Annotated in this window: 26 protein-coding genes; 24 read left to right on the top strand and 2 right to left on the bottom strand. The window is 49.1% G+C overall.

Annotation, left to right across the window (positions count from 1 at the left end):
- Positions 1 to 52 precede the first annotated feature (52 nt).
- From HP399_RS20745 to HP399_RS20705, 9 genes are all read left to right on the top strand, one after another.
- Complete coding sequence (locus HP399_RS20745; protein WP_173620721.1) at positions 53 to 1,066, top strand: FecCD family ABC transporter permease; 1,014 nt, start codon at positions 53 to 55, stop codon at positions 1,064 to 1,066.
- Positions 1,063 to 1,875, top strand: coding sequence for a heme ABC transporter ATP-binding protein (locus HP399_RS20740; protein ID WP_173620666.1), 813 nt, complete (start codon positions 1,063 to 1,065; stop codon positions 1,873 to 1,875). The genes HP399_RS20745 and HP399_RS20740 overlap by 4 nt, the downstream gene beginning before the upstream one ends.
- A 184-nt stretch (positions 1,876 to 2,059) precedes the next feature.
- Positions 2,060 to 2,527 carry a RidA family protein gene (locus tag HP399_RS20735; protein ID WP_173620667.1) on the top strand — a complete coding sequence of 156 codons (468 nt, stop codon included), beginning with the start codon at positions 2,060 to 2,062 and terminating at the stop codon, positions 2,525 to 2,527.
- Between the two features lies 1 nt (position 2,528).
- Positions 2,529 to 3,179 (top strand): helix-turn-helix transcriptional regulator, encoded by a 651-nt coding sequence (locus tag HP399_RS20730; RefSeq protein ID WP_173620668.1) that lies wholly within the window; start codon positions 2,529 to 2,531, stop codon positions 3,177 to 3,179.
- Positions 3,180 to 3,201: 22 nt separating this feature from the next.
- Positions 3,202 to 4,245, top strand: a complete 1,044-nt coding sequence (locus HP399_RS20725; RefSeq protein ID WP_173620669.1) for a dipeptidase — start codon at positions 3,202 to 3,204, stop codon at positions 4,243 to 4,245.
- 24 nt (positions 4,246 to 4,269) lie between these two features.
- Positions 4,270 to 6,444: a CocE/NonD family hydrolase gene (locus HP399_RS20720; protein ID WP_173620670.1), complete on the top strand. Its 2,175-nt coding sequence runs from the start codon at positions 4,270 to 4,272 to the stop codon at positions 6,442 to 6,444.
- 6 nt (positions 6,445 to 6,450) lie between these two features.
- A complete protein-coding gene (locus HP399_RS20715) occupies positions 6,451 to 7,464 on the top strand; it encodes a methyltransferase domain-containing protein (RefSeq protein WP_173620671.1) in 1,014 nt (337 codons plus the stop codon).
- Positions 7,465 to 7,521: 57 nt separating this feature from the next.
- Positions 7,522 to 8,070 (top strand): sigma-70 family RNA polymerase sigma factor, encoded by a 549-nt coding sequence (locus HP399_RS20710; protein WP_173620672.1) that lies wholly within the window; start codon positions 7,522 to 7,524, stop codon positions 8,068 to 8,070.
- A complete protein-coding gene (locus HP399_RS20705) occupies positions 8,040 to 9,044 on the top strand; it encodes a hypothetical protein (protein WP_173620673.1) in 1,005 nt (334 codons plus the stop codon). Before HP399_RS20710 ends, HP399_RS20705 begins: the two co-directional genes overlap by 31 nt.
- A 54-nt stretch (positions 9,045 to 9,098) precedes the next feature.
- Here HP399_RS20705 and HP399_RS20700 read toward each other — a convergent pair whose 3' ends face one another.
- Entirely contained in the window at positions 9,099 to 9,977 is an 879-nt protein-coding gene (locus tag HP399_RS20700) for a GNAT family N-acetyltransferase (protein ID WP_173620674.1), read from the bottom strand.
- 163 nt (positions 9,978 to 10,140) lie between these two features.
- Between HP399_RS20700 and HP399_RS20695 the strand changes: the two genes are divergently transcribed.
- The 14 genes from HP399_RS20695 to HP399_RS20630 all read left to right on the top strand — a co-directional run bounded on the left by HP399_RS20695 (position 10,141) and on the right by HP399_RS20630 (position 24,042).
- Complete coding sequence (locus HP399_RS20695; protein ID WP_173620675.1) at positions 10,141 to 10,305, top strand: hypothetical protein; 165 nt, start codon at positions 10,141 to 10,143, stop codon at positions 10,303 to 10,305.
- Positions 10,306 to 10,380: 75 nt separating this feature from the next.
- Complete coding sequence (gene lepA, locus HP399_RS20690; protein WP_007727695.1) at positions 10,381 to 12,198, top strand: translation elongation factor 4; 1,818 nt, start codon at positions 10,381 to 10,383, stop codon at positions 12,196 to 12,198.
- Between the two features lie 236 nt (positions 12,199 to 12,434).
- Positions 12,435 to 13,577 carry a radical SAM family heme chaperone HemW gene (gene hemW, locus HP399_RS20685; protein ID WP_173620676.1) on the top strand — a complete coding sequence of 381 codons (1,143 nt, stop codon included), beginning with the start codon at positions 12,435 to 12,437 and terminating at the stop codon, positions 13,575 to 13,577.
- 153 nt (positions 13,578 to 13,730) lie between these two features.
- The gene (gene hrcA, locus HP399_RS20680; protein WP_173620677.1) at positions 13,731 to 14,756 is read left to right on the top strand and encodes a heat-inducible transcriptional repressor HrcA; all 1,026 of its coding nucleotides are present in this window, start codon (positions 13,731 to 13,733) and stop codon (positions 14,754 to 14,756) included.
- A 58-nt stretch (positions 14,757 to 14,814) separates the two neighbouring features.
- Positions 14,815 to 15,357 carry a nucleotide exchange factor GrpE gene (grpE, locus tag HP399_RS20675; RefSeq protein WP_173620678.1) on the top strand — a complete coding sequence of 181 codons (543 nt, stop codon included), beginning with the start codon at positions 14,815 to 14,817 and terminating at the stop codon, positions 15,355 to 15,357.
- Positions 15,358 to 15,408: 51 nt separating this feature from the next.
- Positions 15,409 to 17,235 carry a molecular chaperone DnaK gene (dnaK, locus tag HP399_RS20670; protein WP_173620679.1) on the top strand — a complete coding sequence of 609 codons (1,827 nt, stop codon included), beginning with the start codon at positions 15,409 to 15,411 and terminating at the stop codon, positions 17,233 to 17,235.
- Positions 17,236 to 17,385: 150 nt separating this feature from the next.
- Positions 17,386 to 18,513 (top strand): molecular chaperone DnaJ, encoded by a 1,128-nt coding sequence (gene dnaJ, locus HP399_RS20665; RefSeq protein WP_007727671.1) that lies wholly within the window; start codon positions 17,386 to 17,388, stop codon positions 18,511 to 18,513.
- A gap of 100 nt (positions 18,514 to 18,613) precedes the next feature.
- Positions 18,614 to 19,555: a 50S ribosomal protein L11 methyltransferase gene (gene prmA / locus HP399_RS20660; protein ID WP_173620680.1), complete on the top strand. Its 942-nt coding sequence runs from the start codon at positions 18,614 to 18,616 to the stop codon at positions 19,553 to 19,555.
- 18 nt (positions 19,556 to 19,573) lie between these two features.
- Positions 19,574 to 20,332, top strand: coding sequence for a 16S rRNA (uracil(1498)-N(3))-methyltransferase (locus tag HP399_RS20655; protein WP_173620681.1), 759 nt, complete (start codon positions 19,574 to 19,576; stop codon positions 20,330 to 20,332).
- A 101-nt stretch (positions 20,333 to 20,433) separates the two neighbouring features.
- On the top strand, positions 20,434 to 21,792 hold the full coding sequence (gene mtaB / locus HP399_RS20650) for a tRNA (N(6)-L-threonylcarbamoyladenosine(37)-C(2))-methylthiotransferase MtaB (protein ID WP_173620682.1): 1,359 nt from the start codon (positions 20,434 to 20,436) through the stop codon (positions 21,790 to 21,792).
- Positions 21,789 to 22,217 (top strand): NUDIX hydrolase, encoded by a 429-nt coding sequence (locus HP399_RS20645; protein WP_007727666.1) that lies wholly within the window; start codon positions 21,789 to 21,791, stop codon positions 22,215 to 22,217. The genes mtaB and HP399_RS20645 overlap by 4 nt, the downstream gene beginning before the upstream one ends.
- A 4-nt stretch (positions 22,218 to 22,221) precedes the next feature.
- Positions 22,222 to 22,887, top strand: coding sequence for a deoxyribose-phosphate aldolase (deoC, locus tag HP399_RS20640; protein WP_173620683.1), 666 nt, complete (start codon positions 22,222 to 22,224; stop codon positions 22,885 to 22,887).
- 101 nt (positions 22,888 to 22,988) lie between these two features.
- A complete protein-coding gene (locus HP399_RS20635; protein WP_007727662.1) occupies positions 22,989 to 23,384 on the top strand; it encodes a CidA/LrgA family protein in 396 nt (131 codons plus the stop codon).
- Positions 23,377 to 24,042, top strand: a complete 666-nt coding sequence (locus HP399_RS20630) for an LrgB family protein (protein WP_173620684.1) — start codon at positions 23,377 to 23,379, stop codon at positions 24,040 to 24,042. Before HP399_RS20635 ends, HP399_RS20630 begins: the two co-directional genes overlap by 8 nt.
- Here HP399_RS20630 and HP399_RS20625 read toward each other — a convergent pair.
- On the bottom strand, positions 24,008 to 24,991 hold the full coding sequence (locus HP399_RS20625) for a Na/Pi cotransporter family protein (protein WP_173620685.1): 984 nt from the start codon (positions 24,989 to 24,991) through the stop codon (positions 24,008 to 24,010). The genes HP399_RS20630 and HP399_RS20625 overlap by 35 nt on opposite strands.
- Before the next feature lie 90 nt (positions 24,992 to 25,081).
- On the opposite strand from HP399_RS20625, the gene HP399_RS20620 reads away from it, so the two are divergent.
- Positions 25,082 to 26,377, top strand: coding sequence for a class I SAM-dependent rRNA methyltransferase (locus HP399_RS20620; protein WP_173620686.1), 1,296 nt, complete (start codon positions 25,082 to 25,084; stop codon positions 26,375 to 26,377).
- Positions 26,378 to 26,386: the final 9 nt, after the last annotated feature.

Here is a 26,386-nt window from a genome sequence, read left to right as displayed (position 1 = left end):
GGAGGGAATAGCACTGCAACAGATCAAGTTACCTTATATCATCATTACTCTACTGGTCGGACTCTTCCTCTCCATTACGTTCGCAGTTACCTTGGGATCAGTGGAGATTAAGCCGACAACGGTATGGAAAATCGCCTTATCAAAAATTCCGATATTGACCCAATGGATTGAGATGGATTGGTCCAAAGGGGAGCAAACGATTATTTGGGATATTCGCTTTCCGCGTGTACTTTTGGGGGCGATCGTCGGAGCAGGTCTATCTGTCGTGGGAGTAGCGATCCAGTCGTTGGTTCGCAACTCCCTGGCTGACCCGTATGTGTTAGGTGTATCTTCAGGTGCTTCGGTTGGAGCTACCTCGGTGATTATATTCGGAGCATTCAGCATGTACGGGCAGTATGCGCTATCCTTTGGCGCTTTTACAGGCTCCCTTGTGTCAATCATTCTCATTTTTACGCTATCCCGTATCGGAGGACAAAACTCGACGGTACGCCTGCTCATGGCCGGAATTGCGATATCTGCGATCTTGTCGGCCATTACTAGTCTCCTTGTTTTTTCAGCGCCAAATGAGCATGGAATTGGGACGGTCCTGTTTTGGTTAAGTGGTAGTTTGGCTGGTGGGAAATGGGAGTACCTGACGATCCCAACAATGATTGTCGTCATCTGTCTCATCGTCTTAATGGCCCAATATCGCTCGCTCAATGCGATGTTGATGGGCGAGGAGTCAGCGGGGACATTAGGGGTTAATACGGTACAATTCCGCAAGCTTCTCCTGGTGATCACGGCACTGCTCACGGGGGTGATCGTGTCCATAGCGGGATCAATCGGTTTTGTTGGATTAATGATGCCCCACATCGTCCGTGTAATGGTCGGATCAGATCACAGACGTGTTCTTCCTGTCAGCGCTTTGTTTGGCGCGATATTTCTCATCTGGGTTGATGTAGTCGCCAGGCTTGCATTTGCACCGGAAGAGCTGCCGATTGGTATTTTGACAGCGCTGTGTGGAGGCCCATTCTTTATCTGGTTGATGTTGCGGAGTTCTTATTCCTTTGGAGGTAGCGGACGATGAATTTACTGGTTGAGAATATATCGGTCGAACTGGAGAAAAAGGGAATCCTTCGCAACGTCAGTCTGGAGGTACGCTCCGGAGAGTTTGTGGGGCTGATCGGGCCGAATGGCAGCGGGAAGTCCACGTTGCTAAAAAGCATTTATCGCGTACTGAAGCCGCGTTCGGGATGGATCTCGCTCGATGGCGATGACGTGTACAAGTTAACCTCACGTCAAAACGCTCAGCGAATGGCGGCAGTACGGCAGGAGACCTCTGTGGAATTCGATTTTTCGGTAACCGAAATCGTGAATATGGGACGTGCCCCGCATAAGCGACTATTTCAGTCCGATAACGCAGAAGACGTTCAAATTTGTGAAGAAGCACTACAGCGAGTAGGGATGCATACATACGCTGATCGCAGTTTTTTCAGTTTATCGGGTGGGGAGAAGCAGCGGGTGCTGATTGCCAGAGCTTTGGTGCAACAAGCCCAGTTTCTTGTCCTTGATGAACCGACGAATCATTTGGATGTTCGATATCAGTTGCAGGTGATGGATCTGGTCAAAAATCTTGGGATTACGGTCTTGTCCTCGTTGCATGATCTCAATATCGCTGCGATGTACTGTGATCGGCTGTACGTGATCTGTGAGGGGGAAATCGTTACAGCGGGGACGCCAGAGGAAGTCTTGACACCCAATCTGATACGGGATGTTTTCGGAGTAGAGACAGAAGTGACGACGCATCCCATGACAGGCAAAAAACATGTGTATTTCTACTCGGAAGCGATCCGTGTGAAGCCATCTATCCAGAAGGTAATGAGTGGGGCCAACTGATAGGGTCAAGTTGAGTATCTTTGATTTTCATAAGAGGGGATGCCTAGTCGGCGTCCTTTTTTGTTAAGTGGACGGCACTTGTTTTTCAAATAAATTTTTTATCATACAAAAAATTGTTGAAGATGAATTTGCAGAATAGTATGTTTAAAGAAAGGAATGAAATTGATGATGAGGTGATGGCCTTATGTCCAAAGTGGAACAACGTTTAAAAGAGTTAGGGTATGAGTTGCCGCCAGTTCCTCCAACCATGGCAAATTATGTGTCATGTGTACAGACTGGCAATGTCATTTATACATCCGGTGCGGGGTGTTACGTAAATGGGAGCCCGATGTATCTGGGCAGGCTGGGATCGGATGTGACGATCGAGCAGGGCTACGAGGCTTCGAAGGTCACGGTTCTTAATCTGTTAGCCATTTTGAAAAGCGAGATTGGTGATTTGGATCGAATCACACGGATTGTCAAGCTGTTCGCACTCGTCAGCAGCGCTCCTGATTTCTACGAGCAGCCGCGGGTGATTAATGGAGCTTCTGATTTTCTTATCGAAATTTTTGGTGAAGCGGGCAAGCATGCGAGAGCGGCAGCTGGGACATCTGTTCTTCCGTTTAACAACCCAATCGAAATTGAGATGATTGTGGAAGTGAACGAGGGGTAATATGAAAAACGTACATCCGATATTAGCAAGCTACATTCCGGTAGTAGAGGGACTGGCACGGACATTTGGCGAGCATTGTGAAGTGGTGTTACATGATCTAACAGGCGATATTTCATCATCGATCATTGCCATTTCCAACGGCCATGTCAGTGGCAGGCAGATCGGTTCACCAGTTACGAATCTGGCACTGCAAGCTTTACGTACGGCGAAGGTCAGTGAAGAAGCTTTTGACCTCAATTACCGCAACGATACCATCAAAGGTAAACAGATCAAATCGAGCTCCATTTACATCAAGGATGAACAAGGAGAGGTCATTGGCAGTCTGTGCATCAATCTTGATATCACTCATCTCGCAATGGCGCAATCATTCATCGAATCGATGATGGTGATCCAAGACAAGCGTGATGCAGAAAAAGCGGAAGAGAACTTCGCTCCGACTGTCGGGACTTTAATGGAGCAAATGATAGAGGACTGCCTGAAACGGACAGGCAAACCAATCGCCCTGATGCAAAAAGAAGAGAAAATTCAATTTATCCACCAGTTGGATGAAATGGGTCTCTTTTTGATCAAAGGAGCCGTGCAATACGTCGCGGATTTGTTGGATATATCCAAATTCACGGTTTACAACTATCTCGATAAGAAAAATCCATAGAACAAGATGGGAGTTGACCCGTATGACGGAAGTAACGAGAGAACAGGCGCGCAAATTTCATGACGGTGTTCACGTATTGGATGGGCATTTTGATCTGCTGATGGATGTGGAGATACAGCGTGGATACGGTCGAACCAAAATGATCGAGACGGAGTATTTGCCACGGTTCCAGAAGGGTGGCGTGCATTCCATCGTGGCAGCCGTGTTCGTAGAGGATGCGTTTGTACCAGAGATGAGTCTGCGCAAGGCGCTCAACCAGATCAGCGCCCTGCACGCAGAGGCGGCAGAGTCTCCCGAGCACATCGTCATCGCCAAAAATCTGGATGATTTGCAACGGGCAAGAGTAGAGCAAAAAGTATCGTTCATCCTCTCGTTGGAAGGGGCAGAACCGCTGCATAATGACCTGAGTCTCTTGCGTGTCTTTTATGAGCTCGGAGTACGGATGATGGGGCTGGTTTGGAGTCGGCGCAACTTCGTTGGGGACGGCAGCTTTTTTGCACCGGTACGCGAAGGGAAAAAAGGGGGCATCACTGATTTCGGTGTTCGTCTCATCGAGGAAGCGGAAAAGCTGGGCATCGTCATCGATGTGAGCCATTTGAATGACGAAGGATTCTGGGACGTGATGGAAATCGCTAAAAAGCCAGTGATTGCTTCTCATTCCAACAGCCGAACAGTCGTGCCGACGATGCGCAATTTGACAGATGAGCAGATCAAAGCGATTGCGGAAAAGGATGGGCTTGTCGGGCTGAATGCATTTAGCATGTTCACAGCCACTAACAGCGCTGACGCAACTATCGAGAGACTGATTGATCATGTTGACTATATGAAAAAGCTTGTCGGAGCAAGGTACATCGGTATTGGCTTAGACCTGTGCGATGATTTGACGAAATATTTGCCCTTGGACAAGATTGCCAAAACCAAAGAAATGCCATTTGATGTAGTGAAAGGCCATGCGTCACTTCCGGAAATTACGCGTGAGCTGATGAAGCGCGGGTACACGGATGCAGAAATCGAAGGAATCTTGGGTGGTAATTTCCTCAGAGTGTATCAGGAAGTGTGGAAGTAGATCAGATAACAGGAGGAATGACGGATGGCACAGACTGGGCTCAAACAAGCTTCTTTTGGCTATTATCAATCTGGCATCAAGGTAGCTGATATACGCTTTGGGGATGGGGAAGTTTGGCATCGGGGCACAGGCTGGGATACGGGTGGTGCAGCTGAAGGTCTATTTGCACAACTGGCTGAAGGGGAAGCAGCCTACGAGTTGCCTCTCCTCACCCTGGCACAAAAGCTGCCCGTATGGGAGCAAATCGACTGGGAGAGCGAACAAGTCGTGTTTCCGGAAAGCGGAGGGCACTACCAACGCCACCAATCCATCGAAGGAACAGGTCCCGCAGGGCAAAAGCAAGCGTGGATCTGGGCGGTGCGCGAAGCAGCGCAGCCAATTGACTTGATCATTTGTGAGAATGAAGTCATCGCGTTTGTGCTGACGGGTCGTGGCGATAGTGTCGTATTGGCAAAAGCAGGGTGGGAGGATTTGACGCCGCTTTCGATGTGGCAGGACCCTCTGCTGTCCGAAGTTAACTACGGTGTACATCATTTGGGCAGGCATGATGTAGAGATGAGAGATGGCATTCGTTTGGCGACCGAGGTTTGGCTACCCGCGGGTATGACAGAAGGACAGCGAGTCCCAACTATTTTCATGCGCACTCCCTATGGACGAATGGATGGCATTTTTCGACGTTTACCCTTTGTAGCTCGCGGATATGCGCTGGTTGTTCAGGATACGCGGGGACGTGAAGATTCCGAGGGAGAGTGGATTCCACTCGTTCACGAGCGCAATGATGGAGACGACAGCCTCAACTGGATCGCGAGTCAGAAGTGGTCGGATGGCAACATCGGGATGCTCGGCGGCTCGTATGTCGGGTATGTGCAGTGGGCTGCGGCCGCAAGTGGAAATCCACATCTTAAGGCGATTTTCAGTTACGTGACAGTAGGGACACCTTACGTGGACATCCCACGCAAAGGGGGAACGATTCTTGGTGGCCTGTCATGGATTTTCATGATGGCGGAGAAGCATCGAAATGTCGCGGCCCTCTCTCGGGATGATTGGAGTGAGGTCATCAAGGTGCGCCCGATCAAGGAAATCCCGCAAAAAGTGCTGGGAAAAGAAATCCCGTTTTGGACAAAATGGATGGAACATCCGGACGGAGACGAGTTCTGGGGTATGTCAGACTGGAAACGGCATGCGGATCAGGTAAAGGTGCCTGCACTTCTCGTATCAGGCTGGTATGACGACAACGGGATGGGGACGAGCGAATCGTGGGAGGTTGTCTCGCGAAATGTGCCAGAGCACGCCAGACTCATCTTGGGGCCGTGGTATCACAAGGCGAATACGACGCGAGAAATCCATCATGTGCCCTTTGGAAACAACGCAATCCGCTACGATCTGGATGTGACACAGCTCCGCTGGTTTGACCGCTATTTAAAAGGAGTAGAAAATGGCGTCGATCAAGAGGCACGTGTTGAGTACTACATGGTGGGAGAAAACGAATGGAAGACCTCGCAGACTTGGCCGCCAGCGGAGACGACGCCGACGCATCTGTATCTAAGCAGTGGGGGAAACGCCAATACGAGCAGCGGAGATGGAACATTGACCCTGTCTATCCCAGGTGAACAGGCGGCGGATACATACAGCTATGATCCACTAGACGCAGCACCGTATCTGCTGGATTTGTCCGAGAATGAAAACAGCGTTCCGGAAAACTATCGTGATGTGGAAGAACGGGCAGATGTCCTAGTCTACACATCAGAGCCATTGGAAGAGGACGTCGTCATCGCGGGAGAAATCTCAGCTGTTATCTATGCATCCACTTCAGCGCGTGATACAGATTGGCTGGTCCGGCTATGTGATGTAGATGAGGAAGGCAATTCGATTCGTCTATCGGACGGGATTATTTGCGCGCGCTATCGTCACTCATTCGAAGAGCCCGAGCTACTTTTTCCTGGACAAATCGAATGCTATGAGATTCGCATGACTAAGATCGCCAATGTCTTCCGAAAAGGTCATCGCATTCGCGTCTCGGTTACTTCTGGCGCCGAGAACTTCTCGTTCCCCAATCCGAATACAGGCAACGATCTGGCAACGGAAACCGAGACTGTCATCGCCTCGCAACGTGTCTATCATGACAGCCAGTATCTGAGTCATATCAAGCTCCCTCTCTTGCGTTCTGGGGGAAGCAAGCAATCTTCAGGAGGTATCTAAAGCATTATGACTGTGTACAGTTGCAGAATATGCAAGTTCCGTTACGACGAGTGGCTAGGTGATACGAAAAATGGCGTCCCGCCCGGGGTGCCTTTTCCTCATTTAGCAAGTTCGGTGTGTACCGATTGTGGGATGAACGAGGAAGGTCGGCACTTGCCGCTTCCTGAAACCAAGTACACAAATGTAGAAGCTACGTATTACGATCAATTTGCCGGGAAGGCCAGCATCGCTTTTTATCGAAACTGGTTGCTGCGAGAAGCGGAGCAATCACCGGTCTCCGTGCTGGAGCTGGGTGTCGGAACAGGGAGAATTGCCATTGAGCTGGCACGGAATGACTTGTCAGTCTGCGGGATCGATTGGAGCCCGGATATGCTGGAGATGGCCTCCAAAAAGAAACGGCGCATGTTAAAAGGGAAAGAAGAACGACTGGAGCTGGTAGAACAAAATATGTGGGAGCTGGAGCTTGATCGGCAATTTACGCATGTGCTTCTTCCGGAAGGGATTTTTCAGCAGGCCACCTGTAGAGACAAGCAACGTCAATTGCTTTCGGTCATCCACGATTACATAACAGAGGACGGAACAGTGGCAATTGACTTACTCTTGCCGCCAGTAAAAAAACAATGGACAACGATGCAACGCAAATTCGTTTTCCCGGACCGTATGGTGTATCAAAAGGTGGAGGGGGAAACCTCGCTTTTGGATCAAAAGTTCCGCTACACGCTTACTTATGAGACTTTTCTTGATCAGATTGAGCAGCCAAGGTATCGCGTAGAGCGCGAGATGGCGCTGCTTTTGCCTACTGAGCTTGAGCTGTTATTGGAAGGAGCAGGCTTTCACGTCACTCATAGCAAAGAGAATGTATTCCACAAGCAAGACTTCGAGCCGAGTCAGGCGGACGAGGGTTATGATATGGATCGTTGGCAGCATGGTGGGTATCCATTCGCTGAACCTGTCGGGACACCGGGTGGAGCTACTCGCTGGACGATTTTGGCGAAAAAAATATCTTCCTCCACTTTGTAACAAAACGTCTGCTGCTGCATCTAACCAGTATGAATGCGAGTAAAGGAGGTCGCGCCCTTGGAAAAATTGCAGCCAACGACAGATGCTGCGTTTGAACAAATCATGAGGGAATATGGGACCCGTGTGCTTCGACTCGTCACTTTTCTGGTCAAAGATCGTAGCTTGGCAGAGGATATTACGCAGGATGTATTCGTTACGGTGTATCGGCATCTTCCCCGATTTCGGCAGGAGAGCAGTGTGCACACGTGGTTGTATCGAATCGCGGTTAATGAGTGCAAAGGTTATTTGCGTTCTTGGTCGTTCCGTCATATCCTTCCCCGCTCGTGGATTAGACAGGATGGGAAGCTTTCCACAGAAAGTCTTGTGCTCGATCAAGCCGAGAGGGACCAGCTCGTATTAGAAGTGTTGCAGCTTCCTCCGCTCTATCGTCAAGCGATTGCCCTTCATTACTATGCGGATTTATCTATCGGAGAGGTGGCGGATGTGCTTGGGGTAACGGAAGGAACGGTCAGAACTCGGTTGCATAGGGCCAGACAACAGCTTCGGCAGGGTATGGGAGAAGGGAGGGACTGGGAATGGACGAAAACCGATGGCTCACGGACTTAAAGGAACGGGCAGATCAGACCATTTTTCGTGATGTACAGTTCACTGCATCGATGGAAGAGCGAGTGCGGCAGAGGATGAGACCCCAGACAGGGTGGTTGACTGGCTGGAGGAAGCTAGCCTTGCCGGGCGTTATTCTGACTATGGGCTTGCTATTGTGGTTTGAGCTCCCCATTCAGGAGGAGAGACAATCTGCACAGCATGAGGTGAGACCATCACAACAAGAGGTACAAGTCCCCTCCTTGTTGCCAGGGGGTCAAATCGTCGAAGCGGATTTGTGGAAGTTGTCGCCTTCGTTGTCTTCCACTTACGACAATCAGTCCTTTTCTTATTTGGGAGAAAAGCCTATCCGCATCATGACAGATCAGGACGGTTTCTACGAAGGGCAGACGCAGCGGGTGATATGGCTGTTAAATGGGGACTTTGCACAAAAAGTAGAGATCACTGCTTACAACACCGATGGGACCCGTCTGTCATTGGGCAGCTACGAGGTTATGGACCCGTTATACGATGCAGATGGTCATTTTCCATCAGGGATCGTGTTACCTGAACCGGGAAAATGGAAGCTGGAAGTAAGATCGGGAGGCAAGCATCTCGGACAGGTGTTTGTAGAGGTGAAAAAAGGGATAGCACCTGCGAATCGTCAACTGGTCGGGCCTATCATTCAGCAGTATTTGGAGACGGAAAGCGATGAGCTGGGGTGGCTGGGAAAACAACGCGAGATTAACGTCGAGCTCCTCGGAGTGGAAGCGCCAGATGCGGCGAAGCGAACCGTATACGCTTGGGTGAAAATAACGGGAAGCAATTCTTCCGCGCTCAGTGCACCGATGGTCTTTCATATCGTCTACAATGGAAATGCTTATCGGGTAACGGACTTCCAAATGCCTGAGGACGGCAGCAACTACCAGAGCAGCCTGCAAAAACTGTTTCCACCTAAAGTGCTGGAGCAAGTTCACAATCGATCAAAAACAAAGTAAGAATGACAAAACGGACCTTTTCTTAACAGAAGGTCCGTTTTTAGCTATGGATGTCTATCCGTATATTTGAGCGCCTATCGCCCAGTACGTCCCAGCACGGCGTGGCAGGTTATCAGCATTCGCAACCATCACTGGGGGATGAGAAACCTGTGTGAAGCCGTTTTTCTCCAAATAAGCGTGAAACGCTGCTTGTTCATCCGGTACGTCTATCCGCACACGTCCCGTATGATGTTGCGTCAGCTTGAACAGGATGTGTTCAGCCATGATGGCATTTTCTGCGACGATCGGCCCCGCGATAAGATTGACCGGGCCTTGAACGGCGAAGCCATATCCGATAATCTTGCCGGAGCGATTTTTGGCTACCAGACAGGTAGTAGCTTGTCCTATGCGTGTCTCGAGAAAATGAGTGCGTCTGCTACCTAGTGCTGCTTTGTCCAATTCAACCACGCTCGAGAAATCGTCCAACTCCATTGGTCCAATTTCAAATTCGTCATTGGCTTCGTTTTGCAGTGGTGCTTCAGTTACAAAGCGTTCAGCAATAAACTTTCGAATACGATCCACTGTCTGGAACCCTAGGGTTTTGTACAATGGTTCTCCTTCTGGAGTTGCAATGAGCATGATCGTTGTATCGGTAGAAACAGACGCCATGCACGCCTGCATGAGCTGGCGGCCATACCCTTTGCCTTGTGACGAGGGATGGACGATTACCATACCGATGCTCGCAAGCTTGTCATCGTATGGGATGATAGCCGCACTTGAAAGTAGAGTGCCAGTCGCATCTTTGTGACCGAATACGGTGCCGATAGACAGAATTGTGCGAATTTCCGATTCGTCGTAATCCCAACCTACAGAATCAGATAAGGCAATGAGTCCGGGAGTATCCGATATCGTTAAGCAATGCAAGCAAGAGTCAACGCTGTTCACTTTGATCATTCTCCGTTTCTTTCTTTGTGTTCACGGCGGTAGAACCTAATAGATCAGTTAATGCTTTCGCCATTTTTATACGAGTAGCTGCAAGGCGCGTTTCAGCTCCATGCGCATACAAAGGATCACTCCACGCGAACCCGTCATGATGAAATCGTGGGATGACATGCATATGAAAATGAGTCAGCTCGTTGAAAGCACCGCCGTTTTGACAAATGGTAACACCAACTACCCCATACTATTTACCACTTTAGCACAGGAAAAGTTTGGATACGAGAAAAAGGAGGCAAATGCCCGATTCTCTTTGGTTGCTCTTTATATCATCGGTTTGTTATAATTACTGTTAGTGTATTTTTTGCGAGGCGCAATCTGAACGTTTGAACGGATTCGCGTGGGAGGGAACGAACAACACATGGATCGTCGTGAAAGACAAAAAAGGATACGAAATTTTTCCATCATCGCCCACATTGACCATGGAAAGTCAACGCTGGCAGACCGCATTTTGGAGCTGACCGGTGCTTTGACTGCACGTGAGATGGAAGCCCAGTTTCTTGACACGATGGAGCTGGAAAAAGAGCGCGGGATTACGATTAAGCTGAATGCCGTGCGTTTGAACTATAAAGCAGATGACGGTGAGGAATACATTCTCCACCTGATTGACACCCCTGGACACGTCGACTTTACGTATGAAGTATCCCGCAGTTTGGCTGCCTGTGAAGGAGCTATTCTCGTCGTGGATGCGGCACAAGGGATCGAGGCCCAGACTTTGGCTAACGTGTATTTAGCGTTGGACAGCAACCTGGAGATCATTCCAGTTGTGAACAAGATCGACCTGCCGAGTGCAGAGCCTGAGCGTGTGAAGCAAGAGGTTGAGGACGTGATCGGTCTGGATGCCAGCGATGCAGTTCTGACTTCTGCCAAAGCAGGTATCGGAATTAAAGAAGTACTGGAAGCCGTTGTACAAAAAGTACCTGCTCCAGAGGGAGACCCGGATGCACCTCTGCAAGCTTTGATTTTCGACTCCTATTTTGATGCGTATCGTGGCGTTATTGCCTCCATCCGTGTCATCAACGGAACCTTGAAAAAGGGTATGAAGATCAAGATGATGGCGACTGGCAAGTCGTTTGAGGTTACCGAAATTGGTACATCGACACCACGCCAAACGCAAGTAGAAGAATTGACGGTTGGAGATGTAGGCTACGTAGCTGCTTCCATTAAAACAGTGGGAGACACCAGTGTGGGGGATACCATTACAGATGCAAGTCGCCCTGCTTCTGAACCGCTACCTGGTTACCGGAAGATCAACCCGATGGTTTTCTGCGGTTTGTACCCAATCGAAACGAACGAGTACAACGATCTGCGCGATGCATTGGAAAAGCTCCAGCTAAACGATGCGTCCCTGCAGTTTGAACCGGAGACTTCCCAAGCACTTGGTTTTGGTTTCCGTTGCGGTTTCTTGGGACTTCTGCACATGGAGATCATCCAGGAGCGGATCGAACGGGAATTCAACATTAATTTGATTACCACCGCGCCGAGCGTTATTTACCGCATTACCAAAACGAACGGCGAAGTATTCGAAATCGACAACCCGTCCAAAATGCCGGAAGCGCAAAAGATCGAAATGGTCGAGGAGCCTTACGTTACGGCGACAGTCATGGTGCCGAAAGAATACGTCGGTGATGTTATGCAGTTGTGCCAAGGTAAACGCGGTGAGTTTCTTGACATGCAGTATATGGGTGAGACCCGTGTGCAGCTGAAGTACGACATGCCTTTGTCAGAGATCGTTTACGATTTCTTTGACATGCTGAAGTCGGGTACAAAAGGCTACGCATCCTTTGACTACGAGCTAGCTGGGTACAAAGCTTCCAAGCTGGTGAAAATGGATATTCTCCTCAACAGCGAAGTGGTGGATGCTCTGTCGTTTATCGTACACAAAGACACGGCTTATCCTCGTGGAAAAGTCATCTGCGAAAAACTGAAGGAACTGATTCCACGTCAGCAATTCGAGGTGCCGATTCAAGCGACCATCGGACAGAAGGTTGTCGCTCGTGAAACGATCAGTGCGTTGCGTAAAAACGTTCTTGCCAAATGTTACGGCGGGGACATCTCGCGTAAGCGCAAGTTGCTCGAAAAGCAAAAAGAAGGAAAGAAGCGCATGAAGTCTGTCGGTTCCGTAGAGGTTCCACAAGAGGCGTTTATGGCTGTATTGCGCATGGATGATAAGAAGTAGGCCTGACCTTGTGTCAGGTCTTTTCCATTAAAGAGGTTGTCAAAAAGTCGGCTTTTGATCACGAAGACATTTATGAAAGTTGATTTGGCATCGAAAATGGTGTTCACCTTTGAAGTCCGGTGCTCATGTAGGTCACCTACACTCCGCTCCTCCTTCTTCAGGTTCTCGTCACTTTCTCGGTGCTGAAAAGCCGACTTTTTGACTTTTCATTTTATTAATTTAGGAGGGAAAGGGACATGATGCCACAATCGGTTTACATTCACATTCCCTTTTGTACGAATAAATGTTACTACTGTGACTTCAACTCATTTGTGACGAACAATCCACAGCTCATTTGGGATTACTTAGACGCATTGAAAAGCGAAATGGAGATCACCTTCAGCCAACAGCCGATCGAGCAGGTAAAAACGATTTTTGTCGGCGGAGGGACGCCTACGTTTCTCGATCATGCCCAAATGCGCGCGTTTTTGGAAATCGTACAAAAGCAATTGGGCAGGTACTGGGCGGATGATATCGAGTTCTCGATGGAAGCCAATCCGGGAACGACAGACGTGGAAAAGCTGCGGATCATGCGTGAGCTGGGTGTCAATCGTCTGAGCTTTGGTGTACAGTCCTTTGACGACGCGCTCTTAAAACGACTAGGACGAATCCACGACCAGGAAGCTGTGTACCGCAGTATCGATAATGCGAAAAAAGTCGGCTTCGACAACTTCAGCATCGACCTGATGTTTGGATTGCCGGATCAGACACTGGACATTTTCCGCCAGACGTTGGACAAGGCGTTTGGGCTAGGTACCACCCATTTCTCCGCGTACAGTCTCAAGGTGGAGGAAAACACGTTGTTCCACACGCTCTACCAGAAGGATCAGCTACCACTGCCATCTGAAGAGACAGAGCTTGAGATGTACATGGTATTAATAGAAGAGATGGAGCGTCACGGGTACAAGCAGTATGAAATCAGCAATTTTGCAAAACCAGGCTTCGAGAGCAAACATAATAAAACCTATTGGCTCAATCGTGAATACTATGGGTTGGGTGCAGGTGCCCACGGCTATGTGTGTGGCCACCGACACGTAAATGCTGGCCCGCTAGCGATTTACATGCAGAAGTGCAAGGAAGGGTTGCCGCGTGTAGAACAATTCGAGGTACCGCGCGAGGATGCCATGGAGGAACAGATGATTTTGGGGCTGAGGTTGAGAGAAGGAGTTGACCTTTCGGCGTTTGCCTCCCGCTTTGGCGCAACGGTTCATGATGTTTTTGGGACAATAATAGAAGAAGAGGTAGCCAAAGGAATGCTGGAAGAAAAGGACGGGTTTTTGAAGCTGACGAAACAGGGGCTTCCGCTCGGAAATGAGGTATTTGCGCGCTTTCTCCGTTAAGTACAAAGCGAAACTCGCGAAAAATGAGATTTTTTGTCTCTGGAACTAGCTCAAGTTCGTTGACAAATCCTTCTACTATTGATACCTTAGTATATAGATTTAGCACTCGATAAGCATGAGTGCTAACAATCCAACAGGAGGCGAGCGACATCCATGTTATCAGACCGTCAACAAATGATTTTAAATGCGATTGTCGATAATTACATTCATTCTGCCGAACCTGTTGGCTCCCGAACCATTTCCAAACGGGAGGACATCGGATTCTCTTCAGCAACGATACGCAACGAGATGTCTGACTTGGAAGAGCTGGGGTACTTAGAACAGCCCCACACATCGGCGGGACGTGTTCCTTCTACAAAAGGATATCGCTTCTACGTTGATAACTTGATTCAGCCTCATCTTTTGGAGGATGCTGAGTTGGGTAAACTAAAACAGTTGTTTGCCGAACGTATTCTCCACGCAGAACAAGTGGTAGAGTACACTGCCCAAATTCTCTCTCAGCTGACAAACTACACGGCGATTGTCTTGGGTCCAGAGATTTTTGAGCATCGGTTAAAACATATTCAAATCGTTCCTCTCAATGCTGCACAGGCTGTCGCGATTGTGGTGACGCATACCGGACGAGTGGAGAACAAGCTGATCGATCTTCCAGAAGGGATTGGTGCTGGGGAAATCGAGAGACTCGTCAATCTGTTGAATGCAAAGCTGTCCGACGTGCCACTATGGCAACTTCGGCAACGTCTTTATCAAGAGATTTCCGGTGAAATGCAGCGTCATACGGAGCAGTATGAAGAGATTCTTCAGCTCCTCAACAACTCGCTGACACAAGAAGAAGAACGAGTATACTTACGCGGTGCGACCAAGATCATGAACCAGCCGGAATTCCGAGACGTAGATAAAGTCAAGGATATTCTCGAGCTATTAGAGCAGCACGATCAACTGATGAATGTGATCGGCATGCAGGGTGATGGTCTCACGGTACGCATCGGACAGGAAAACCAGCTAGACGCGATTAAGCAATGCAGTATTATTACCACTTCTTATTCGCTTGGAGGCAAGCCAGTAGGAATGGTGGGGATACTTGGGCCGACACGAATGGAATACGGCAAGGTCATTACTGTGCTCAACCATTTGGCGGAAGGCCTATCGCGCATGCTGACTTCGCAGTTTGAGAAATAAATGGAGTGAATGGCTAAACAGTCTTTTGACTGGGGAAAGCCGCCAGGAGGTAGTGACGTTGAGCGAGGAAAAAGTAACGCAAGACCCGACTCTCGAGGAAGAACAAGTAGCAAAGGATGCAGACCAAGCAGAAACATCCGAGATGAACTGGGAGCAAGAGGCTGCTCACTGGCAGGCTCAGGCTGAGGATCACCAAAACCGCATGCTGCGTGCTATGGCCGATATGGATAACCTCCGCCGCCGTGTTCGCAAAGAGCAGGAAGATCTGGCTAAATACGCTTCTCTTAAAATCGTGGAAGAGCTTCTGCCAGTTCTCGATAACTTCGAGCGAGCACTTGCCGCTGACAAGGAATCCATGACAGTAGACTCCCTCTTGGAGGGTGTAAGCATGGTATACCGTCAGATGGTCCAAGTTTTCGATAAAGAAGGCTTGGCTGCAATCGAGGCAAAAGGAAAAACATTTGACCCTCACATCCACCAGGCGGTTATGCAAACACAAGACCCTGAGTTTGACTCAGGCGTTGTGGTAGCCGAGCTGCAAAAAGGATATATGTTCAAAGACCGCGTCGTTCGTCCGGCGATGGTTCAAGTGAACGAGTAATCTCAAAAAAAGTAAATTCACTAGACGTATAGTGTTAGGAGGACATTTTGTATGAGTCGCGTAATCGGAATTGACTTGGGAACAACCAACTCTTGTGTAGCAGTAATGGAAGGCGGAGAGCCAGTCGTTATTGCCAATGCGGAAGGTAACCGCACTACACCATCTGTAGTAGCATTTAAAAACGGCGAGCGCATCGTTGGGGAAGCGGCAAAACGCCAAGCGATCACCAATCCAGACAATACCGTAATCTCCATCAAGCGCCACATGGGTACTGCTCATAAAGAAACGCTTGAAGGGAATGCATACTCGCCTGAGCAGATTTCTGCTATGATTCTGCAAAAGTTGAAAGCAGACGCGGAAAGCTACCTTGGTCAACCTGTGACGCAGGCAGTGATTACGGTTCCAGCATACTTCAATGACAGCCAACGCCAAGCGACAAAAGACGCTGGTAAAATCGCTGGTCTGGAAGTACTGCGTATCGTGAACGAACCAACGGCAGCTGCTCTTGCATACGGTATGGAGAAAACAGAAGATCAAACCGTTCTCGTATTCGACTTGGGCGGCGGTACCTTTGACGTATCTATTCTCGAATTGTCCGACGGCTTCTTCGAAGTAAAAGCGACTTCCGGTGATAACAAGCTGGGTGGAGACGACTTTGACGATGTTGTTATGAACTACCTGGTGAGTGAATTTAAAAAAGAACATGGCATCGATCTATCCAAGGATCGTATGGCACAACAACGTTTGAAAGACGCTGCGGAAAAAGCGAAGAAAGACCTGTCCGGTGTTCTGACTACGACCATTTCTCTGCCGTTCATTACAGCAGATGCAACAGGTCCAAAACACTTGGAGATGAACCTGACTCGCGCAAAATTCGAAGAGATCTCCGCTGATTTGGTTGAGCGTACGATGGGCCCAACTCGTCAAGCGCTGAAAGACGCTGGTCTGACTCCGAGCGAACTGGATCGCGTTATCCTGGTTGGTGGTTCTACTCGTATCCCAGCGGTACAAGAAGCAATCAAGAAGTTTACAGGGAAAGAACCACATAAAGGTGTAAACCCAGACGAAGTAGTAGCACTGGGAGCGGCTGTTCAAGCAGGCGTACTGACTGGTGACGTGAAAGACGTCGTTCTTCTCGACGTAACTCCACTGTCTCTCGGTATCGAAACATTGGGTGGCGTATTCACCAAGCTGATCGATCGTAACACGACGATCCCAACAAGCAAATCCCAAGTGTTCTCTACAGCTGCTGACAATCAAACATCTGTAGAAATCCACGTTCTCCAAGGTGAGCGTCAAATGGCGAACGACAATAAATCTCTCGGTCGCTTCAACCTGTCCGATATCCCGCCAGCGCCACGCGGCATCCCGCAAATCGAAGTTTCCTTCGATATTGACGCGAACGGTATCGTAAACGTACGTGCAAAAGATCTGGGTACAGGTAAAGAGCAACGTATCACGATCACTTCTAACTCGGGTCTGTCCGACGATGATATCGATCGCATGGTAAAAGATGCTGAGTTGAATGCAGAAGCGGACAAACAACGCAAAGAGCAAGTAGAAGTTCGCAACGAAGCTGACCAACTCGTATTCACGACTGAGAAAACACTGAAAGAAGTAGAAGGCAAGATCGACCAAGCTGAAATCGATCGCGCTAACACTGCGAAAGATAAAGTGAAAGCTGCTCTGGAAGGCGGCAACATCGAAGAGATCAAGACAGCGAAAGATGAACTGTCCGAGATCATCCAACAAATTTCGGTGAAGCTCTATGAGCAGGCTGCTCAAGCACAAGCAGCTCAAGGCGGCGCTGAAGGTCAAGAGCCGAAGAAAGACAATGTCGTTGATGCTGACTACGAAGTGGTAGACGATAAAAAGTAACACGCTGGAACTGTGAGGGGAGAGATTTCTTCCCTCACTTCCCACGATGTGACCCATGAAAGTCAAAGTCACGGAATGCTGACTTTGACTTTTTTTCAAGTCTGTCACATGCTATGATAACAGTTGACTGTCATGGGAGTGATGTAGGAGATGAAACGTGATTTATACGAGGTTCTTGGCGTAGCAAAGGAAGCGGACGCTGATGAAATCAAAAAAGCGTATCGCAAGCTGGCACGTCAGTACCATCCCGATGTAAATAAAGAGGCTGACGCGGAAGAAAAGTTCAAAGAAGTAAAGGATGCGTACGACATCCTGTCCGAGCCACAAAAGCGTGCGCAATATGACCGTTTCGGTCACCAAGACCCGAATCAGGGCTTCGGTGGCGGAGGTTTTGATGGGTCAGGCATGGGCGGCTTCGGAGATATTTTTGATATGTTCTTCGGTGGTGGCGGCAGACGTTCGAATCCAAATGCACCGCGCAAAGGATCTGACCTGCAATTTGGCCTCAGCATTGACTTTATCGACGCGATTTTTGGAAAAGAAACCGACGTGGAAATTCCAAAAGAAGCAGAATGCGATACATGCCTTGGTTCTGGCGCGAAGCCTGGTTCCGGTGTCGATACATGTAAGACTTGTAGTGGTACAGGACAACAAGAAGTGGTGGCGAACACACCATTCGGCCGAATCGTCAATCGCCGTGTTTGCTCGACTTGCGAAGGCAAAGGGAAAGTTGTCAAAGAAAAATGTTCAACTTGCCGAGGCAGTGGACGTGTCAAAATACGCCGCAAAATTCATCTCAACATCCCAGCGGGTGTGGACGATGGAGCACAATTGCGCGTAACAGGTGAGGGAGAACCGGGCGCAAACGGTGGACCTTCTGGAGATTTGTACGTCGTATTGCGTGTGAAGAGTCATGAGTTTTTTGAGCGTGAAGGAAATGATATTTACTGTGAGGTTCCGCTTACTTACGCACAGGCAGCACTTGGAGATGAGATCGAAGTGCCGACTGTCGATGGTCGCGTGAAGTTGAAGATCCCGGCGGGTACCCAAACAGAAACATTCTTCCGCTTGCGTGGAAAAGGTGTTCCGCATTTGCGTGGAAACGGCCGTGGTGATCAGCATGTGAAAGTGCGCGTCATTACGCCGACCAAGCTGAGCGATAAACAAAAGGAATTGTTGCGTGAGCTCGCCGAACTGTCTGGAGAAAAGCCAGGACAGCATGGGGGAGAAGACGAAAGCTTTTTCGAAAAAATGAAACGGGCATTCCGCGGCGAGTAATCCGTCGCGGTTTTTGTCCGCTTTTTGCCTAAAGTTTCATGTAGCGAAGTCGATTAAATGAAAAGCCCGATTGGGAGCTTATGTGGGGAGTGGTAGATTCGTGAAATGGTCAGAAATCAGTATCCATACTACAGCGGAGGCTACGGAGGCGGTGTCAAGCCTCTTGTATGAGTTGGGTGCCAATGGTGTCGTAATTGAAGACCCGGAGGTGCTTTATCGTGAGTGGGATACCCCCTTTGGCGAAATCTACCAGCTTTCTCCTGATGATTTTCCAGCCGAGGGCGTATTCGTTAAAGCATACCTGCCGGTTGACAGCAGCGAGTTGCTTGACGTTGTAGAAGAGCTGAAAGAGCAATTGGCGCAGTTGATCGAGTACGGTCTGGATATCGGTAAGGCATCCATTGCTGTAAACGATGTCCACGAAGATGAATGGGCCCACGCCTGGAAAAAATATTACAAACCGGTTCATGTGTCTGATCGCATGACCATTAAGCCAGTCTGGGAAGAGTACGAGCCGAAGCATCCAGATGAGATCATTATCGAGATGGACCCAGGCATGGCGTTTGGAACAGGTACACATCCGACGACCATCCTTTGTCTGCGTGCACTCGAGAAGTATATGGCAAAAGGCGACCAAGTGTATGATGTTGGGACAGGCACAGCTATTTTGAGTATTGCTGCTATCAAGCTCGGAGCAAAAGATGTGCTAGCGATGGACTTGGATGAAGTAGCCGTACGCTCTGCACAGGCCAATACCGAATTGAATGGTGTGCATGAGCATATCAACGTGAGACAAAACAACTTGCTAGACGGCATCGAAGAGCAGGTGGAAGTGGTCGTGGCTAACATTTTGGCAGAAGTCATCGTGCGTTTCACCGACGATGTATTCCGGGTGTTGAAGCCAGGTGGCACCTTTATCTCGTCAGGTATTATTGCTGCACGTGAAGCGGATGTGAAAGCGGCGTTGGCGGCTTCAAGTCTTGAGGTCGTGGAAACCATTTTCATCGATGACTGGGTAGCAATTGTAGCAAAAAAACGATAGAATAGTGGGGTTGGCGAGATGCAACGATATTTTGTCGAGCCACATTCCTTTACTGAGAATGAGCTAACGATTGTCGGAGACGATGTACATCATATCGTAAATGTAATGCGTGCTCGGGAAGGCGAAGAAATCATCGTTTCTGATGGAGCGGGCAAGTCGGCACGGGCCAAGCTTGTCTATCTTTCTGCCAAGGAAGTACGGGCAGAAGTAATGGAAATGCTTCAAGAAGAACGAGAACTGCCGATCCGAGTCACAATTGGTCAGGGGCTTCCAAAAGGTGAGAAGCTGGAGTGGATTTTGCAAAAGGGGACGGAACTTGGGGCGTACTCTTTTTTTCCGTTTTCTTCTGAGCGAACCATTGTAAAGCTGGACGCCAAAAAAGAAGCGAAAAAACTGGAGCGTTGGCGCAAAATTGTCAAGGAGGCTGCTGAACAGTCTCATCGTGCTGTTTTGCCAGAGCTTTTATCTCCTGTTTCATTTCGTGAGATACTTCAAGCTAGCCAGTCGTATACTCATTGCGCAATTGCCTATGAAAAAGAAGGCAGTACAACGATTCATCAAGTGCTAGAAGAGATGACTGCGGGCGATTCACTTCTCGTCCTCGTTGGACCGGAGGGAGGCTTCTCCCCTGAGGAAGTGGCCCAAGCAGAGAGCAAAGGGTTCCTGACGGTTTCCCTCGGCCCGCGCATTTTGCGCACGGAAACGGCAAGCCAGTACGTTTTGGCCTGCGCTTCCTATCAGTTTGAACGAGAGGCTTCATCACTTCGCAAAGGATGAGCAGGAACGAAACGGTCATGACCGTTTCGTTGACCGCAAGCGGTCACATCCACTTTTATGAAAAACGTCGAGACGTTTTTCACGGAAAAGGAGGAATGGCAATGTCTACCGTTGCTTTTCATACATTGGGCTGTAAAGTAAACAGCTATGAAACAGAGGCCATCTGGCAATTGTTCAAGGCAGACGGCTACGAGAGAGTTGACTTTGAACAAGATGAAGCAGATGTTTACGTCATTAATACTTGTACGGTTACGAACACGGGAGATAAGAAGAGCCGCCAAGTGATTCGTCGTGCGATTCGCCGTAATCCTGAGGCGATTGTTGCCGTAACTGGCTGCTATGCGCAAACCTCTCCAAGTGAGATTGCGCAAATTCCCGGTGTAGATATCGTAGTTGGTACACAAGGGCGCGAAAAGCTGATCGAGTACGTGGATCAAATTCGTACAGAACGCACGCCGATCAACGCAGTAGGCAACATTATGAAAGCTCGCGAATTCGAAGAGCTGGATGTTCCTAACTTTACGGATCGCACACGTGCTTCCCTCAAGATTCAAGAGGGCTGCAACAACTTTTGTACGTTTTGTATTATTCCTTGGGCGCGCGGTCTGATGCGTTCCCGCAAACCGGAAAGCGTCGTCGAACAGGCTCAAAAGCTGGTGGAAGCAGGCTATCTGGAAATCGTTTTGACTGGGATTCATACGGGTGGATACGGCGAGGATTTGGAAGACTACAATTTGGCCAAGCTGTTGATTGACCTTCATCAAGTGGAAGGCCTCAAGCGCATCCGCATCAGTTCGATCGAAGCGAGCCAAATCACCGATGAAGTGATCGAGGTCATCAATAACTCTGATCGTGTCGTGCGCCATCTGCATGTACCGCTGCAAGCGGGCGATGACGAAGTGTTGAAACGCATGCGCCGCAAGTATACGACTGCTGAGTTTTACGAAAGAATGGTCAAAGTACGCGAAGCATTGCCAGGAGCAGCGATTACAACAGACGTCATCGTAGGCTTCCCGGGTGAGACCGAAGAGCAATTCTGGAACGGATACGAGTTTATGAAGAAAATCGGTTTTGCCGAGATGCACGTATTCCCGTACTCCATGCGTACAGGTACACCAGCAGCGCGTATGACAGATCAAATTCCTGATGAGGAAAAGAACGAGCGCGTAGCGAAGCTTCTGGAGCTCAATCAGGAATTGACCTTGGCATACTCCACGAAATTCGTAGGGGATGTACTGGAAGTCATTCCGGAGCGTCCATATAAAGAAGCACCTGATAGCGGTCTTCTGATGGGCTATTCGGACAACTACCTGAACGTCGTCTTCCCTGGCGATGAGAGCATGATCGGCAAGATTTGCAAGGTCAGACTGGATGAACCAGGCTCGGAATACTGCAAAGGGACTTTTGTTCGCGTAGTAGAAACAGAGGCGCTGCCTTACCTGAAGGAGCGAGCTATATGAGGGAGATATCGGCAGGAGGCGTTGTATACCAGAAGCAAGACACAGAGTACATGCTCCTATTGATTGAAGACCGCTATGGCAAAGTAACTCTCGCAAAAGGGAAGCAGGAGATGGGCGAGACCATCGAAGAAACGGCTCTGCGCGAAGTTTTGGAAGAAACAGGCGTAGCAGGACGATTGGGGTCCAAGCTCGACATGATCACCTACGTGTATACGCATCCGGTGTCGGGCGAATCCATCGACAAAGAAGTTCATTATTATTTGGTGGAAGCTTACAACACAGAGATCACCGTACAGCTAGAAGAAATCAATGATGTTCATTGGCATCCAGCAAAGGAAGCTTGGGATTTGCAACTGCAACGAGGATACCGTAACAATGACAGCATTTTTCGTCTTGCATTCGAACAATTAGGGATAGAGGTGTAGTTCTATGAACATGAACAAATATATCGACCACACACTGTTGAAGCCTGATGCTACACAAGAGATGATTGACAAGCTGTGCCAAGAAGCAAGAGAGCACGACTTCATGTCTGTATGCGTAAACCCTTATTGGGTAAAACGCTCTGCTGAACTCCTGGCAGGCTCTGATGTGAAAGTGTGCACGGTTATCGGATTCCCTCTGGGAGCGAGCACTATCGAGTCAAAAGCAGCCGAAACCCGCGATGTGATTGCAAAGGGAGCGACTGAGGTAGATATGGTACTGAACGTAGGTGCCCTGAAATCCGGCGATCTGGAAACTGTCAAAAAAGACATCGCTGCTGTGAAGCAAGCTGCTGGCGATATTCTCTTGAAGGTGATTCTGGAAACTTGCCTTTTGACCGAAGAAGAAAAAGTAGTCGCGTGCAAGCTCTCCGTAGAGGCTGGTGCTGATTACGTAAAAACCTCCACAGGATTTTCAACAGGTGGAGCAACGGTTGAAGATATCGCCCTGATGCGTAAAATTGTAGGACCAAATGTAGGCGTAAAAGCGTCTGGTGGTGTTCGTGACGGCGAAGCAGCGGTTGCGATGATCGAAGCAGGCGCGAGCCGTGTCGGTACGAGTTCCGGTGTTTCCATTGTAACTGGAGCAAAAACAACAGGCAGCGGATACTAATACGAAAGAAAAGCCTGGCCGAGGAAAGGCCGGGCTTTTTCCGTCCTGCATGCTGATGTTCCTATAGAGAGAGGATAGGGAGCGGGGAGGAGATTAGCAAAATGAAATTTGTTAAGGGAATCGTCATCCTGTTGGCTTTTTATGGGGTAGGCGTAGCTGCGAGCAAATGGCTGCATATTCCCCTGCCCGGTAACCTGGTGGGAATGCTGCTGTTAACACTGGGACTGTGTATGGGATGGATACGAATGGATTGGGTGGAACAAGCCGGTACTTTTTTGATTCGACATATGTTGCTCTTTTTCGTACCGATCATTGTCGGAGTTGCTTCCTATTTAAACGTATTCACGCAAAATCCATTGCCAATCATACTATCGATGGTTCTCGGTCCATTGCTAGTCATGCTTGTGACTGGTGTGGTTGTACAATGGTATTTGAAGCATCATAAACAAAAATCAGAATCGTCCTTGCAGCAAGAGGGGAGGACTCTGGATGCTTAGTCAATTTTTCGCCATTTTGGTATCGGTAGCAGGGTACAAAGGTGCAACAATGATCAACGCTCGATTTCAACGATTGCAGCCTCTTCTGGTGGCTGTGGTCTTGGTCTGGACCATGTGGTGGGCGTTTAGCGGCGATTGGGAGGCATTTACTGCCGGTGGCCAGTGGATTTCCTTTTGGCTTGGCCCTGCAACGGTTGCACTCGCTATTCCGCTGGCTAAACAGATCAAGGAGTTTGCTCATATTTGGCGCGGTGTTTTGCTTGGTGTATGTGCAGGCTGTGCCGTTGCGATTTTCGTCGTTATCGGGGTTCATTGGTTTCTGGGTTCAGATGAGCTCGTATACAAAAGCATGCTTAGCAAATCCGTGACCACTCCGATTGCGTTGGAGCTGAGTCGTTCCATAGGTGGGGAACCTGCACTTGCAGCCTTTTTTACCGCGTTGACGGGGATGGTCGGTGTCATGATTGCCCGTCCTGTTCTCAAATGGGGTAAGATCACGGATGATTGGGCAATCGGGATCGCCATCGGTACGAGTGCACACGCCATTGGTACGGCTAGCTTGAACCGTGTTTCTCCTGTTCAAACGGCAGCGTCCAGTGTCGCAATGATCGTGGCAGGCGTCATTACTTCCATCTACTTGATACCATTTTCTTTCTAAAGGTGAGGTCAGTAGGACGACGCTTATCAGGGATCAGCCATTGAATAAACCGGGCTATCTGCGGGACGAATGGCAGCGCGACCAACGAGCAGATGAGATTGAAGATAGTCTGTGAATGGGCGATCTGCATAGAAGGACTATCCGTTAAAAATGCACTGACGAGGGCAAGCTGGGAAAGAAACGGTAAAAAAACAATCGCGCCTGCGACGTTGAAGAGCGTATGGCACCATGCGACCTGTTTGGATGCCGTATTCGTGCCAATCGCAGCGATGACAGCGGTAAAGCAAGTCCCGACATTCGCGCCCAATACGATGGCGAGTGCCGTTTCCATCGAAAGAATTTGATGACTGAGCAGGCCCATCGTGATTACGGTCGTAGCGGAACCGCTATGGATGAGAGCGGTGAAAATGATCCCGGTAATCAAACCGATCCAGATGGAATGGCTGCTCTCCAGAAAAAGCGAACGAAACGTCTCAGACTGCTCCAAAGGCTTCCCCATGATTTTCAATGTATCGATACCGAGGAAGATCAGTCCGAAGCCGGCGACAACAAGACCAATGCAACGAATGTTTCGGCGCGGCATCAGCCATAGAGCGACTCCGATGAGAAGCATGGGGATGGCAAAGGACTCGAGCTTGAGCGCAACCAGCTCCGTTGTCACTGTCGTGCCCAGATTGGTTCCCAATATGATGCCGACGGTTTGTGTGAACTGGATGATGCCTGCGTTCGTCAGCCCAATCGTCAGGACGGTTACCGCACTGGAGCTTTGCAAGACAAAAGTAGCGAAGAGACCAATCCAGAAGCTATGGAGCGGGGTACGTGTAAAGCGCCCCATCCATTCTTCCATTTTTTTGCCGGCGAGGTTTTGAAAGCCGGAGCGCATGGCGTACATACCGAAAAGAAAAAAAGTGAGCCCAAAGGTAAAAGGGGCGAGGATGGAGACTATCACAAGATACGTTCCTCCCTGTCCATTTTTAGCAAGTTACTATAACGCTATGCCTGTACAAGGGCAAGCATGACAAAGAGGAGGAATAGCTGCATGGCACGTGTGCTATTAAATCAACATCGGAAAAAGCGGCTAGAAGTAGGACATCCGTGGATTTTTCAATCAGAGGTATTAGAAATTCAAGGGGATATAGAACCAGGTGAAATCGTCGAGGTCACCAATCACAAAGGGCATTTTTTGGCAAAGGGCTACATCAACCCAGCTTCACAAATGATCGTGCGCATTTTGAGCTACGACCAAAAGGAAGAGATCAACTACGACTTTTTCTTGCGCAAAATCAAGCAGGCGGCAGAATTCCGGACGAGATTTGTGGATAACCCACGAGCTTGCCGCGTCATTTACGGGGAAGCAGACTTTTTGCCAGGACTGATCGTTGACCGCTACGAAGACACATTGGTTGTCCAAGTCCTCTCATTGGGGATGGAGAAGCGAATCGATTGGATTCGAGATGCACTGGTAGAGGTATTTGCACCGACTGGTATTTATTTGCGCAATGATGTACATGTCCGTGAACTGGAAGGGCTGACACAAGGCAAAGAAGTCCTGTACGGAGAGTGTCCGCGTGAGGTATTGATCGAAGAAAACGGATTGAAATACTATGTGGATATCGTAGAGGGGCAAAAGACGGGCTTTTTCTATGATCAGCGGGAAAATCGTGCGTCCATCGCGCCTTTGATGAAAGGCTGGGGCGAAAAGCACGGCATTACCCTGACGAGCATGGAAGTAGACGGCGAGACAAAGCAGGTGACTGTAGACAAGCGTGGTAAAGTGGTCAAAAATCCGTTTTGGGATGGCGCTGAGGTATTGGAATGCTTTACACACACTGGTTCCTTTACCCTAAATGCTTGCAAGCACGGTGCGAAAAAAGTGACAGCCCTCGATATTTCCGACCATGCCATCGAAACAGCGAAGCGAAACATTACACTCAATGGCTTCTTGCATCGCGTTGATTTTGTGGTGGCCAATGCGTTTGATTACTTGCGTGAAAATGTAGAGGCAGGCAAGAACTGGGATGTGGTCATTCTTGACCCACCAGCGTTCGCGAAATCGCGTGGAGCAGTGAAAGGCGCTTGCCGCGGTTACAAAGACATTAACTTAAACGGGATGAAGCTCGTTCGTCCAGGCGGATTTCTCGTTACCGCGTCTTGCTCGTACCATATGTCACCTGAGTTGTTCCTGCAAACGATTCAAGAGGCAGCAGTCGATGCCAAAAAGATATTGCGCCTGATTGAATGGCGAGGCGCGGGCAAGGATCATCCGCAAATCAGTGGAGCTGATGAGGCTCATTACTTGAAATTTGCCATCTTTGAAGTAAGAGATCGTCGATAGCGAAAAAGA

It is taken from the genome of Brevibacillus sp. DP1.3A (assembly GCF_013284245.2).
GTDB lineage: Bacteria > Bacillota > Bacilli > Brevibacillales > Brevibacillaceae > Brevibacillus.
This window is presented reverse-complemented; position numbering and strand designations above follow the sequence as displayed.